At 60.1% G+C, this 13148-nt stretch carries 11 protein-coding genes; 5 read left to right on the top strand and 6 right to left on the bottom strand.

The annotated features are described in order from the left end of the window. Nucleotides 1–21 precede the first annotated feature (21 nt). The 6 genes from ACJ8J5_RS12590 to yebS form a co-directional block, all read right to left on the bottom strand. Complete coding sequence (locus ACJ8J5_RS12590) at nt 22–570, bottom strand: Csu type fimbrial protein (RefSeq protein ID WP_230201380.1); 549 nt, start codon at nt 568–570, stop codon at nt 22–24. 5 nt (nt 571–575) lie between these two features. Next, nucleotides 576–1079, bottom strand: a complete 504-nt coding sequence (locus ACJ8J5_RS12585; protein WP_060432934.1) for a Csu type fimbrial protein — start codon at nt 1077–1079, stop codon at nt 576–578. 2 nt (nt 1080–1081) lie between these two features. Beyond that, nucleotides 1082–1621 carry a Csu type fimbrial protein gene (locus ACJ8J5_RS12580; RefSeq protein WP_060432935.1) on the bottom strand — a complete coding sequence of 180 codons (540 nt, stop codon included), beginning with the start codon at nt 1619–1621 and terminating at the stop codon, nt 1082–1084. Between the two features lie 272 nt (nt 1622–1893). Next, nucleotides 1894–3330 (bottom strand): 16S rRNA (cytosine(1407)-C(5))-methyltransferase RsmF, encoded by a 1437-nt coding sequence (rsmF, locus tag ACJ8J5_RS12575; RefSeq protein WP_414104678.1) that lies wholly within the window; start codon nt 3328–3330, stop codon nt 1894–1896. A 102-nt stretch (nt 3331–3432) separates the two neighbouring features. Further along, entirely contained in the window at nt 3433–6063 is a 2631-nt protein-coding gene (locus ACJ8J5_RS12570) for a PqiB family protein (RefSeq protein WP_025302585.1), read from the bottom strand. Continuing rightward, on the bottom strand, nt 6032–7279 hold the full coding sequence (yebS, locus tag ACJ8J5_RS12565) for a membrane integrity lipid transport subunit YebS (protein WP_025302586.1): 1248 nt from the start codon (nt 7277–7279) through the stop codon (nt 6032–6034). The genes ACJ8J5_RS12570 and yebS overlap by 32 nt, the downstream gene beginning before the upstream one ends. 255 nt (nt 7280–7534) lie before the next feature. Here yebS and ACJ8J5_RS12560 point away from each other — a divergent pair, with 255 nt between their 5' ends. The 5 genes from ACJ8J5_RS12560 (at nt 7535) to ACJ8J5_RS12540 (ending at nt 13145) form a co-directional block, all read left to right on the top strand. Beyond that, nucleotides 7535–8032 carry a GAF domain-containing protein gene (locus ACJ8J5_RS12560; RefSeq protein ID WP_025302587.1) on the top strand — a complete coding sequence of 166 codons (498 nt, stop codon included), beginning with the start codon at nt 7535–7537 and terminating at the stop codon, nt 8030–8032. A 96-nt stretch (nt 8033–8128) separates the two neighbouring features. After that, a complete protein-coding gene (proQ, locus tag ACJ8J5_RS12555; protein WP_033638287.1) occupies nt 8129–8839 on the top strand; it encodes an RNA chaperone ProQ in 711 nt (236 codons plus the stop codon). A 19-nt stretch (nt 8840–8858) separates the two neighbouring features. Further along, nucleotides 8859–10907 (top strand): carboxy terminal-processing peptidase, encoded by a 2049-nt coding sequence (gene prc / locus ACJ8J5_RS12550; RefSeq protein ID WP_414104677.1) that lies wholly within the window; start codon nt 8859–8861, stop codon nt 10905–10907. A 309-nt stretch (nt 10908–11216) separates the two neighbouring features. Further along, nucleotides 11217–12101, top strand: coding sequence for a protease HtpX (gene htpX, locus ACJ8J5_RS12545; protein ID WP_016927998.1), 885 nt, complete (start codon nt 11217–11219; stop codon nt 12099–12101). Nucleotides 12102–12437: 336 nt separating this feature from the next. Continuing rightward, the gene (locus tag ACJ8J5_RS12540) at nt 12438–13145 is read left to right on the top strand and encodes a hypothetical protein (protein ID WP_060432938.1); all 708 of its coding nucleotides are present in this window, start codon (nt 12438–12440) and stop codon (nt 13143–13145) included. Nucleotides 13146–13148 lie beyond the last annotated feature (3 nt).

The raw sequence follows: 13148 nt of genomic DNA, 5'->3' as shown, positions 1-13148 counted from the left end.
TCAATCCTTATTGCAAAAAACTTAATAAGTGACCGTCAACAAGACCGTATCGCTGTAAACGCCACTGGTGGGCAGGGTACTGGTCGAAAACAGACGGGCGTAAACCTTGATTTCTTGCGTGCTGCCGGTGGCGGCGACGGTCTGCGCCGCGCCGCCGTTAGCGCCATCTCCCCAAAGGGTGGCGTAGTTGCTGTCTTGATAAAGTTGATACAGCAGCGTTTCCGACGTGACGGCGTTTTGTAATTTTCTGCCGCCGGCGATGGAGCCGGTCACATGATTGCCGACGCCGAGGGCCAGCGTGACGCTCAGTCCCGGGTTGCAGCGAAACAGCACCGAACCGGCGCCGCTGCTGGAGACGACGCTGACTGCATTGCTCAGCGAGGACAACTGGCCGAAGTTCAGGGTGCCGAAGGTGGTCACGTCACTGACGCCGCTGCCCAATACGCAGCCTTTAACCACGGTTGCATTGACGGTGAACGGCTGGCTTTTGGTCAAGTCGTTGACGCCGGTGTCGCTTTGGGCCGGGGAAAGCGGCAGGCAGAGCAGCAAACCGCAAATTGAAGCGCGCATCGTCATTACCAATTGATCGTGACCTGTACCGTGTCGGTGTAGCTGCCTGTCGGGGGTGTGGACTGCGCCGGAATCATGCCATAGACCGGCAGCCAGTTGTCCGAACCGTTGGCGGTTTGTGACACGCCCGTCAGATTATCCCAAATGGCGCTGTGGGCGGCGTTGGTATACAGGTTGTAATTCACCCGTTGGCCGGCCGCGCTTTGCAGGTAGCGGGCAGCGGTATTGCCGCTTTGCCCGCCGCCAAGCAGAACGCTGTAGCTGGTGCCGTTGGTGCATTTCACCCGAATGGCGCCGGCGTTTTGCTGCCCGGCGACGCTGGTTGCGGTGCTGAGAAAGTACAGCGTACCGAAATTCAGCGTGCCGAAGCTGACATTGCCGCCTGAGCTGCTGCCGGCCTCACAGGCGCTGAGCAAGGTCGCGCTGACGCCGAGGGTCGCGGTCTTACTGTCGGCCTGCGCCAACAGGCTGCACGCCCATAATCCGCAGCAGCAAAGCGCGCGCCGCACCGTTACCAGGTGACCGTCATCGTGACGGTGTCGTTATAGGTGTCCGCCGCCGGGGTAGAACCGGCCGCCGGTACGCGGCCATACACGATCAGCGGAACGGCGGCGCCGGTGCCGGTGCCGGTCAGCGCGTTGGCGCCGCTGCCCCAGGCGGTGGCGCGTGCGGCATCCTGGTACAGGTTATAGCTGATGAATGCGCCTGCCGTGCTGGCCATGCGGCGTTGGGTGCCTGAAGTGACATGGAGCCCGTTGTCCAGCGCCACCGTGTAGTCTGTGCCGGTGGTGCAGGTCAATGACAGCGTACCGGCTCCCCCTGCGCCGGTGGCGCTGGCGTCGATGATGTTGGCCAGTGAAGAGTAAGTACCGAAGCTGATAGAGCCGAAGTCGTTGACGGAACCGCTGCTGTTGCCGCCCCCCACGACGCAACCGGCGCCGATGGTCAGCGTCACGCCTAACGTGCCTTGAATGGTGCCTGCTGCGTTAGCCGCGCCGTTGGCGCACAGCAGGGTTGCTACCGAGGTCAATGCCATCAGAGTTTTTTTCATCTTAATTCCTTGCCGTATGAGAGAAAGCCCGCAAAGACGCCACCCAGAGGTGAGTTGAACGTATTCATTTAGCTGCACTTTAATTAATAGAATAAGAATCAGGAATTGTCTTGATGAAAACGAGAAACTTTTTATTCTCACTCCCCGGCTGGCGGGGCTTGTGGGCGAGGTATACCGATAAAGTGAAATGATTAGAATAATAACGAAAAGCGATGGGAATATTATTAGCGTTATTTTATTGCCGGGGAATTTCATTCCCCGGCGCGCTATCGTTACAGGTGGAAATCCAGCACGCCGTCACGCACCAGCTCGCGTGGCAGGTTATTCTTGATACGGCTGCCGATGCGTTTGGCGATGCCCAGAGGTTGCCCCTGATAGGTGACGATGCACTCGTCGCCCGCCGGCGGCTGCTCAGGGTAGAGATCGCGGCCGTGATACCACTCCTGCGCCAGCGCGGGGTCCAGCTCGAAATGCGGTTTGCCGTCGGCGCCCGCGAGGGCGATCGCCGCCTCATGCTGCCAACGGAAACCTTTTGGAAAACGCTCCGCCAGCTTGAGACCGATGCGCGAGAAGCGCACCTTGCCGAACAGCGGCTCCAGCTCGGCCGGGAACAGCCAGATTTCCTTATCGCGCTCCCACAGCCGGCTGTCAGCGCCCCAGGTTAAGCCGGATGCGGCGGCGGCTTGGGCGACCAGCGCCGCCTCTTTGCCGGATAGCGGGCTGAACGGGAATTTACCGACTTTATAGGTCGGCTTCGCCAACGGCGCCACGGCGTGTTTTTTACGCAGGCGGGCGACGAAAAACCCTTCGCTGTCGTAAATCTGCGGGAAGACGTGCAGGAAGCCTTCGGCGGTCAACGCCTTGTCGGCGCCGGGGAACAGCTCACCCAGCGGCTCGACGCTGACTGCGTCGCCATAGGTATCCAGCAGCCAGCGCACCACCTGCTGATTTTCCTGCGCATTGAGCGTGCAGGTGGAATAAACCATCACGCCGCCCGGTGCCAGCGCATGAAACGCGCTGTCGATCAGCTCGCGCTGGGTGGCGGCGATCTCGGCGACGCTGTCCGGCGACCAGTTGCTCATGGCGTCCGGATCCTTGCGCACCACACCTTCACCGGAACAGGGGGCGTCGAGCAGAATGGCGTCGAAACTCTCCGGCAGTGCAGCGCCGAACACCCGGCCATCGAAATGGGTCAGCGCGGTGTTCTTCACGCCGCAGCGGCTGATATTGGCGTGCAGCACTTTCACCCGGCTGGCGGAGTATTCGTTGGCGACGATGCCGCCCTGGTTGCCCATCAACGCGGCGATCTGGGTGGTTTTGGAGCCCGGCGCCGCCGCCACGTCCAGCACTCGAGTAGGCGCCGCGTCGCCCGAGAACAGCGCGCTGACCGGCAACATCGAGCTGGCCTCCTGAATATAGAACAGACCGCTCAGGTGTTCGGCGGCGCTGCCTAATCGCAGCTCTTCATCGTCGCGCTCGATCCAGAACCCTTCCGCGCACCAGGGAATGGGCTCCAATCGCCAGTCGTAATCCTGCACCAGCGCCAGGAAGTCGGCGACGCTGATTTTCAGCGTGTTGACGCGCAGACTGCGGCGCAGGGGGCGCTGGCAAGCGGCGATAAAATCGTCCATCGCCAGCTCGGCGGGCATGATGGCGCGGGTGGCGTCGAGGAAAGCGGGGGGCAGAAAAACGGCGGTGGATTTGGCCACGGGGCAAACTCTCAGGGTGCAATAAAGACAAGGGCGAGAGTTTATCACAACGCGGAAAAAAACAGGGCCCGGCATTGCCGGGCCCTGAGGAAAACGCGAAAGTTAATCGCGCGGAATGGCGGTGCCCCAGGTTTTCCAGTCCTTCGGCTCTTCCGGGTTCAGCAGGAAGTGCTTGTTCGGCGTGGCTTTCGGCGCCAGCGGAATAGTCGGCGGGGTGGCGAAGGCAATGCCGCCGCGGATGAACTGCTGGAAGGTGCCGCTCTTGATCACGCCGCCGGTCAGGCCGAACTGCAGGTTGTAACCCGACGCCAACCAGAACACGCTGTTGTTGCGCACCAGATGCTGGTACTTCTTGCTGATGCGCAGCGCGACGTGCACCCGGTCTGACATGGCGCCGAGGTAGAAACCGGTGATGGTGCCGACCTCTACGCCGCGGAACAGCACCGGCGTGCCGATCTGCAGCGAGCCGGTTTCGGCGGCGTCGAGCACGACGCTCAGGCCGTCGAGATAGCGCGAGTCGGTGATGCTGGCCTGCTGCAGTTCGAAAGTGCGCAGCTCGCGGCCGCGCCCCGGCTCCACGTTGATATAAGGCTGGAGCAGGGTATCGAGGTTGCTGACGCCGGCGGCGGAGATCTCCGGCGACACGATCGAGAAGCGGCTGCCGAGGCGCGCGAAGGTCTGCACGTATTCCGGATACAGCACCGCTTTAGCCAACACTTCGTTGCGCTCCGGCGCCAGCTGCAGCGACTCCACCTGGCCGACGTCGATGCCGAGGTAACGCAGCGGCATGCCCGCCGACAGCTTGCTGGCGTCGTAGGTTTTCAGCGTGATTTGGCTGCCCACCGCGCGAGCGGCGGTTTCGCTGGCGTAGAGCACGCGGTTGGCGCCTTTGTTCAGCGTCACGCCCTGCAGGTTGTCGAAGCTGATGGCGCCTTTCAGCGCGCGGTTGAGCGGGGAGGCCTGCACCGTCAGGCCGCTGCCGTTGAGCTGCACTTTGGCGCCGCCTTCGGCCCAGAAGATGCTTTCGCGAGTCAGCAACTTGCGGTATTCCGGGCTGATGTAGACGTCCACCTCAAACTCGTTGGCCTTCGGCCGGACGTTGACGATCTCGCCCACCTGGAATTTGCGGTACAGCACCACCGAGCCGGCCTGCACGTCCGGCAGGCTGGTGGCGCTGAGGGTCAGGGTGGTAGAAGGGGCGTTGCCGACGATGCCTTCCTCGGCTTTTTCGCTGTTGGCGTATAGCGGGTACTGGCCGCCTGGTTCCCCTTTGCTGCCGGGGATAATGCGCACGCCGCCGTCTACCCATTCCTGGGCGCTGGCGCCGAGCACTTCCATACCGTCAATGCCCAGCTTGACGTCGAGACGGCTGTTGACCACGAATTTGCTGTCTTTATGCAGCAGGCCGCGGTACTGCGCGTCGATGGCGGCGGTGAACACTACGCCGCCGGCGGTCAAGGTGCGGCTCAGGATTTGGCCGACTTTCACGCCGTGCACCACCAGCGGCTGCCCGACGTCGATGCCGTAGCTTTGCGGCGCATTCAGCGTGACGGTCAGCACACCCGGCTGTTGCAACAGCGTTTCGCTGCTGTCCAGCACGTTGAAGCGCTGCTGCGGTTCGCCTTCACCCGGCACCAGTTCCAGCGTGGTGCCGGTCAGCAGTTGGCTGAGCTTGGCGTCGTTGAGGCTGATGCGCGGGCTGCGCATCACGATACGGGTGCCGCTGCGCATCAGATCGACCACCGAAGGATCGATGGTCAGTTCACCGATGACTTTGCTGTCCTGTTGCAACGTCAGCTTGGTCAGGGTGCCGACCTGCAGTCCCTGGTACATCAGTGGCGTGCGGTTTTCACTCAGGCTGTTGCCGCTCGGCAGATCCAGCAAAATATTGACGCCGCGCTGGCTGTGGGCCAGATCCGGATACAGGGTATAGCTTTGATCGCCCTTGGCCTGCTGGCCATCGGCCGGCGAATCGAAGGCGATGGCGCCGTTGACCAGCGCCGCCAGGCTCTCCATTTGCACCGTGGCGCCGGACAGGCTGAAATCGCCCTTGAAGCCGGAGACATTCCAGAAGCGGCTGTTGCTCTTCACCAGGTTGGCGAAGCGGCGGTCGATCAGCACGTCGATGGTCACGCCCTTGTTGCCTTCGCTGATGGTGTAGTCATACACCTTGCCGACCGGGATTTTACGGTAATAGACCAGCGAGCCGCTGTTGAGCGAACCCAGGTCGTCGGCATGCAGGTGAATCATCAGTTCGCCGGTGTTCAGGCGGTACTTCGGCTGGGTATCGAGCGCGGTGAAGTGGGTTTGCTCCTTGCCGCTGCCGGGCATCATGCCGATATAGTTACCGCCGACCAGCGCATCGAGCCCGGATACCCCGGCCAGCGAGGCCTTGGGCGTCACTAGCCAGAACTGGGTGCCTTCGCGCAGCGAGTCTTCCAGATCGCTTTTGATGCTGGCTTCCACCACGATGCTGCGTAAATCTTTGCTCAGGCTGATTTTTTGCACCGTGCCGACCTCAACGCCCTGGTAGCGCACCGGCGTGCGGCCGGCGACGATGCCTGCCGCTGATTGGAAATCGATGGTGACGGTGGTGCCGCGCTCCTGGAAATTGTTATAGACCAGCCACCCGGCGATCAGCAGGGCGATGAACGGCAGTAACCAGAACGGTGAAATGCGGCGTTTGTTCTTGACCCGCGCTTCAGTCGGTGTAGTCGGCGTTTCCTGTTGCATGTGCATCCCAAATCAATCGGCTATCGAGCCATTCAACGGCAAGAATAGTCAAAATGACCGCCGAGCCAAAGTAAAACGCGGCCGGTCCCATAGTAAAAGATAACAGTTGATCGCGATTTACCAGCGACATCATCAAGGCGATAACGAACAGATCGAGCATCGACCAACGGCCGATCCAGGTGACCAGGCGCAGCAGACGAATGCGCGTTTTCAGGCTGTGCGAGGTTTTGAAGTGGATGCTCAGCAACAGCATGATCAGCACGATCACCTTGGTGAAGGGCACTAGCACGCTGGCGATGAACACGATAGCGGCGATCGGCACGTTGCCGGAGGTGGCCAATGAGACCACGCCGGAGAAAATGGTGTCTTCCAGCCGCGTGCCGTTGGCGTAAATGATGGAAATCGGCAGCAGGTTGGCCGGTATCAGCAGGATCATCGCGGCGATCAGCGCCGCCCAGGTTTTCTGCAGGCTGTAGGGCTGGCGATGGCACATCGGCACATGGCAACGCGGGCAGCGGCCGCGCGCGTCGGGATAGCCGGTATAGTGGCAGGACAGACAAATGTGCAGCGCCGTCGGCGGGCCTTCCGGCTGTTCCTGCGGATAGTAGCGCTCCCACAGCTGCTCCAGGTTGACGTGGATCAGCGTCAGGATGCTCAGCACCGTGAGCGACAGGTAAGCGATCAGCGCGCTGCCGGGCTGGATGTCGGCGTAATCCTGCACTTTGATCGCCGCCACCGCCATGCCGATCAGATAAATGTCCAGCATTACCCACTCTTTGAGCCGCTCCAGCATCAGCAGCACCGGGCGCAGGTTCATGCCGAGCGCATGGCCGACGCGCAGGTACAGCAGCGACAGCACCAGCGTCAGCGGGGCGCCGAGGGTGCAAAACGCCACCATGCTGGCGGTGAGCGGATCGCCCTGGCGGCTCATCTGCCAGATGCCCTCCAGCAAACTGGCGTCGATGCGCGTGCCGAGCAGACGAATGCTGATCAGCGGTTCGGTGAAGGCGAACGGCATCAGCAGCAGCATGGCGATCGCCATGGCGGTCAGACGCGTCATCGACCAGTCGCGGCCGTTCACCACCTTGGCGTTGCAGCGCGGGCAATAGGCGGCTTGATTGCCGCTGAGCGGCGGCAGCACGAACAGCAGGTCGCACTCGCAGCAGCGCTGGTGACGCGCTTTGGAAAGGGGAGCGGTGATCGCGTGTATTTTCATTTTTGACAAGTAGCTGCCCTTGAGCCCGCCGGAAGTGTCAGCGTAGCTGAAAAATAAACCGGCCGCGTCACCGGCGATCGGGCGCCGGACGGTAAAACGAGGTAAACCGGGATTCTGAGCGGCAAACATACCCCGAGCGACGGGGTTTTGTGAAGCAACAGATGATTAACCTTGTGGCTATACGCATTTAATGCTTATTTTATAGGGCCTAAGCTTTGGGCTTCTGGCCATCTTCATTGTTTCAATGGTTAACACATGACAAAAGAACAATTCTACGCGGAATTAAAACGTGACCTGAGCGCGTTGCTCGGCGGGGAAACCAACTTTATCGCGGCGCTGTCCAACGCCAGCGCGTTGCTCAACGAGCGTCTGGATGACGTGAACTGGGTCGGTTTCTATCTGATGGAGGGCGACCAGCTGGTGCTGGGGCCGTTCCAGGGCAAGATTGCCTGCGTGCGCATTCCGGTGGGCAAAGGCGTGTGCGGCACGGCGGTGGCGGAAAATCGCGTGCAGCGCGTCGGTGACGTGCATGCGTTTCCGGGCCATATCGCCTGCGATGCGGCCAGCAACGCGGAAATCGTGCTGCCGCTGGCGGTTGGCGGCCGAGCGATCGGCGTTTTGGATATCGACAGCACGGTTTATCAACGCTTCGACGAACAGGATGAAGTGGGCCTGAAAGCAGTGGTGGCGGGGCTTTGTGAGCAACTGGAACAGTGTGACAGTGCGAAATATGTGACTGTAGCGGCAAGTTGATCGACGGTTAACGTGGCAATTACCGATGGCGTCATTATAATGACGCCTGTTCATGCCTGTGGCTTGTTGGCAATACCGTTGTAATCAGGAAATTTCATGGAAAATCAACCTAAGTTGAACTCTAGTAAAGAAGTCATTGCTTTTCTTGCCGAGCGTTTTCCGCTCTGCTTTAGCGCCGAAGGCGAAGCTCGTCCGCTGAAAATCGGTATTTTTCAGGATTTGGTAGAGCGCGTGCAGGGGGAAGAAAATCTCAGCAAAACGCAATTGCGTTCTGCCCTGCGCCTATATACCTCAAGCTGGCGTTATCTGTACGGTGTCAAGGTTGGCGCACAGCGCGTCGATCTGGACGGCAATCCGTGCGGTGAACTTGAGCAGCAGCATGTCGATCATGCTCGCCAGCAGCTTGAAGAAGCCAAAGCGCGCGTTCAGGCACAGCGTGCCGAACAAAACGCCAAAAAACGTGAAGCTGCCGGCGAATCCGCCGATGCCGCTCCGCGCCGTCCGCGTCCAGCCGGTAAAAAGCCCGCTGCACGTCGCGAAGGCGGAGCCGCGCCGGAAAACCGCAAGCCGCGCCCACAAACTCGCCCACAGCCCGCTCGCCAACCTCGTGCAGCAAAAGAGGAAAACCAGCCGCGTTATGCGCCAGTCACGGATATCTCTAAACTGCAAATTGGCCAGGAAATCAAAGTCAGAGCAGGCAAGAGCGCGATGGATGCTACCGTACTCGAAATCGCTAAAGATGGCGTACGTGTGCAGCTCTCTTCCGGTCTGGCGATGATTGTGCGCGCAGAACACTTGCAGTTCTGATACGGAGGCCAACCAAGGCATGAACAAATTCGTCAGATTAACAGCGATTGCAGGGCTGCTGTGGGCGGGTGTCAGTTACGGCGCGGAAACAGCCAACATCCGCATCGGCCAACTGCCCCAACTGCAACAGGAACCCCAGCACGCTACGGTGAGTGAGCGCGTGACCTCGCGCTTCACTCGCTCTCATTACCGCCAGTTCGCCCTCGACGCGGAGTTTTCAGGCAAGATCTTCGATCGCTACCTGAACATGCTGGACTACAACCATAACGTGTTGCTGGCCTCCGACGTGGCGCAGTTCGCCGGCAAACGCAATCAGGTTGGCGAAGAGCTGAAAACCGGCAAGCTGGACACCTTCTACGCGCTGTTCAATCTGGCGCAGAAACGCCGCTTTGAGCGTTACACCTATGCGTTGTCGTTGCTGGACAAGCCGATGAACTTCACCGGCAACGGCACTATCGATCTCGACCGCAGCAAAGCGCCGTGGCCGAAAGACAAGTCCGAGCTGGATAGCCTGTGGGATGCGAAAGTCACGTATGACGAGCTGAACCTCAAGCTGACCGGCAAGACCGACAAAGAAATCCGCGACACGCTGACCAAGCGTTATCAGTTCGCCATCAAGCGCCTGACGCAAAGCAACAGTGAAGACGTCTTCCAGCTGGCGATGAATGCCTTTGCGCATGAAATCGACCCGCACACCAACTATCTGTCTCCGCGCAACACCGAGCAGTTCAACACCGAGATGAGCCTGTCGCTGGAAGGCATCGGCGCGGTGCTGCAGATGGATGACGACTACACCCTGATCAACTCGATGGTGCCGGGCGGACCGGCGGCGAAGAGCAAGGCGATCACCGTAGGCGATCGCATCGTCGGCGTCGGCCAGGCCGGCAAACCGATGGTGGACGTGATCGGCTGGCGCCTGGACGACGTGGTGTCGTTGATCAAAGGGCCGAAGGGCAGCAAGGTGCGCCTTGAGATCCTGCCGGCCGGCAAGGGCACCAAAACCCGCGTGGTCACCTTGACCCGCGAGCGTATCCGCCTGGAAGACCGCGCGGTGAAAATGACCATCAAGACCGTCGGCAAAGAGAAGGTGGCGGTGTTCGACATCCCTGGCTTCTACGTCGGTCTGACCGATGACGTGAAAGTGCAGCTGCAGAAGATGGCCAAGCAGAACGTCAAGAGCGTGATCATCGATCTGCGCACCAACGGCGGCGGCGCGCTGACTGAAGCGGTGTCGCTGTCCGGCCTGTTCATTCCGAGCGGCCCGGTGGTGCAGGTGCGCGACAACAACGGCAAAGTGCGTGAAGACGCCGACACCGACGGCGTGACCTACTACAAAGGCCCGCTGGTGGTGCTGGTCGATCGCTTCAGCGCCTCCGCCTCCGAGATCTTCGCGGCGGCAATGCAGGATTACGGCCGTGCGCTGATCGTCGGCGAACCGACCTTCGGTAAAGGCACCGTGCAGCAGTACCGTTCGCTGAACCGCATCTACGACCAGATGCTGCGCCCTGAGTGGCCAGCGCTTGGCTCGGTGCAGTACACCATTCAGAAGTTCTACCGCGTCAATGGCGGCAGTACCCAGCGCAAGGGCGTGACGCCGGACATTCTGATGCCGACCGGCGTCGATCCGGCGGAAACCGGCGAAGCGTTTGAAGACAACGCTATGCCGTGGGACAGCATCAACGCGGCGACCTACAGCAAGACAGGCGATATGGCGCCGTTCGAGCCGGAGCTGCTGAAAGATCACCAGCAGCGCATTGCGCAAAATCCAGAGTTCCAGTACATCGCGCAGGATATCGCGCATTACAAGGCGCTGAAGGATAAACGCAACATCGTGTCCCTCAATCTGGCGGTGCGCGAGAAAGAGAACCACGATGACGACGCGACCCGTCTGAAACGCATCAACGAGCGTCTGGAACGCGCGGGCAAGAAGCCGCTGAAATCGCTCGACGATCTGCCTAAGGATTACCAGGAGCCGGATCCGTACCTGGATGAATCCGTGCATATCGCGCTGGACCTGGCTCATCTGGAAAAAGATCAGCCCGCTCAGCAGCCAACGCCGGCCAAATAAGGCCGCGTACGGCAGGATGAAAAACGCACCCTCGGGTGCGTTTTTTTATGGCGACGCGAAAGCCGGCTTCCCAGCAGGGTGAAGGGAGGTGGGCTGATGCATCGCCTGACAAATTTAGGGTAAAAAACCCTACGCCTTACGCAACAATCGTTTACAATTTGCCAAATCCCGGTCGCGTGCCGTTTTTGTAAAGTTTCGTATTTTTAGTAGGTTAATGACGCGCGACTCTTGAAACTGTGACGAATGCCCATACGATCTAGGGTATCTTAGACAGCGTTTTGTTAACATTTATGAGGAAGTAAACAATTTATGATGCGTATAGCTCTGTTCCTGCTCACCAACCTGGCGGTGATGTTGGTTTTCGGGCTGGTGCTCAGCCTGACAGGAATCCAATCCAGTAGCGTTCAGGGCCTGATGATCATGGCCGGTCTGTTCGGCTTCGGCGGCGCTTTCGTGTCGTTGCTGATGTCCAAGTGGATGGCGCTGCGCTCCGTCGGCGGGGAAGTGATTGAACAACCGCGTAACGAAACAGAAAACTGGCTGCTGGAAACGGTACGCCGTCAGTCGCAGCAGGCGGGCATCGCCATGCCGCAGGTCGCTATCTACCACGCGCCGGACATCAACGCCTTCGCTACCGGCGCACGCCGCGACGCCTCGCTGGTCGCCGTCAGCACCGGCCTGCTGCAGAGCATGAGCCGCGACGAAGCGGAAGCGGTCATCGCGCACGAAATCAGCCACGTCGCCAACGGCGATATGGTGACCATGACCCTGATTCAGGGCATCGTGAACACCTTTGTCATCTTCATTTCACGCCTGATCGCGCAGGTCGCCGCCGGTTTCCTCGGCAACCGCGACGGTGATGGCGAAGGGGAAGGCAACGGCAACCCGATGATTTACTTCGCCGTGTCGATGGTGCTGGAACTGGTGTTCGGCATCCTGGCGAGCATCATCACCATGTGGTTCTCGCGTCACCGCGAGTTCTATGCCGACGCAGGCTCTGCCAAACTGGTAGGCCGCGAGAAGATGATCGCCGCCTTGCAGCGCCTGAAAACCAGCTACGAACCGCAGGAAGCGGGCAGCATGATGGCGTTCTGCATCAACGGCAAATCCAAGTCGTTCAGCGAGCTGTTCATGTCGCACCCGCCGCTCGACAAGCGTATCGAAGCGCTGCGTTCCGGCCAGTACCTGAAGTAATCGGCTGAATGAAAGGAAAAACCCCGGCTTGCCGGGGTTTTTTTATGGCATGCCTGAACCGCTTTTTCAGCGGCGGCGGATTCAGCAATGAAATTCGGCGATGAATGGGGTAAAGCGCTTTACCAAAGTTTGCGGGCGTAAATGCCCTGCAGCAGCGCCCGAAGTCCCTGAATCCCACCTGCAAACAGCGTCTTTCGGCCTCTCAGCCTGGGCTGGCGCGGTGCCAGATCACCCGGTGAGAGGGCAAGCCGCATCGGGCCCGGTCACGACCGCCTGTTTGGCTTTGGAAGCGCATGTTATATGCTTTGGCACAATGACATTTGTCCCTGAGGCCCTATGAAAATCAACCACCTTCCCTTACTCAACGGTGATGAGGTGTCGGCGCGCCTGGCCGCATTGGCTGGCGGTGTCGCCGATGCGGTTGCGGAATTGTTGAACCGGCATGATGACGATGATGAACCGCCGGCTATTCGCTGGCATTCAGGCGATCTGCGCCAGCCGGCGTTTTTCCCCGACGAGCACGACGGCCACGATTACGATTACCTGATCGTGGACGGCGATGTGCTCGTGGAGGGATGCCTGGCGGTGTCACCGCAGCGAGAGGACGGCGGCATTGTCGTGCTGGGGCGGCTGCAGGCGGATACGCTGATTTGCTGGGGCGGACTGGTCGTGCGTGACGATGTCCGCATACGCCATGCCTATTGCAGCTCAGGAAACGACGGCGCGTTCGTGGTAGGGGGAGACCTGACCGCGCTCACCCTGGTAGAAACGGGGGAGTTTATCCATGTCCATGGCGACCTCGACGCGCGATGTCTCGCTTCGTTGCAGAACTTCGTTCAGGTTGACGGAGAGACGCGCTGTGACTGTCGAATCGACAGCGCGCAGTCCGAAGATCTGATAAAGCGCATGTTCACCCCCGGCCTACTGAAAGCCTTCGAGGGGATGGATCACGACGGCCAACACATTGTTGGCTGGTATCCGGATGACGACGCCTATTTAGCCTGTTTACGACAAGGCCGAAGCCCCTTGAGGCACGGAGACTGACGC

Origin of the sequence: Serratia sp. CY43202, assembly GCF_052168755.1 — a bacterium.
GTDB classification, from domain to species: Bacteria; Pseudomonadota; Gammaproteobacteria; order Enterobacterales; family Enterobacteriaceae; genus Serratia; species Serratia bockelmannii.
Note: the sequence above shows the minus strand (reverse complement) of the source record. Positions and strands in the feature narration are given on the sequence as shown.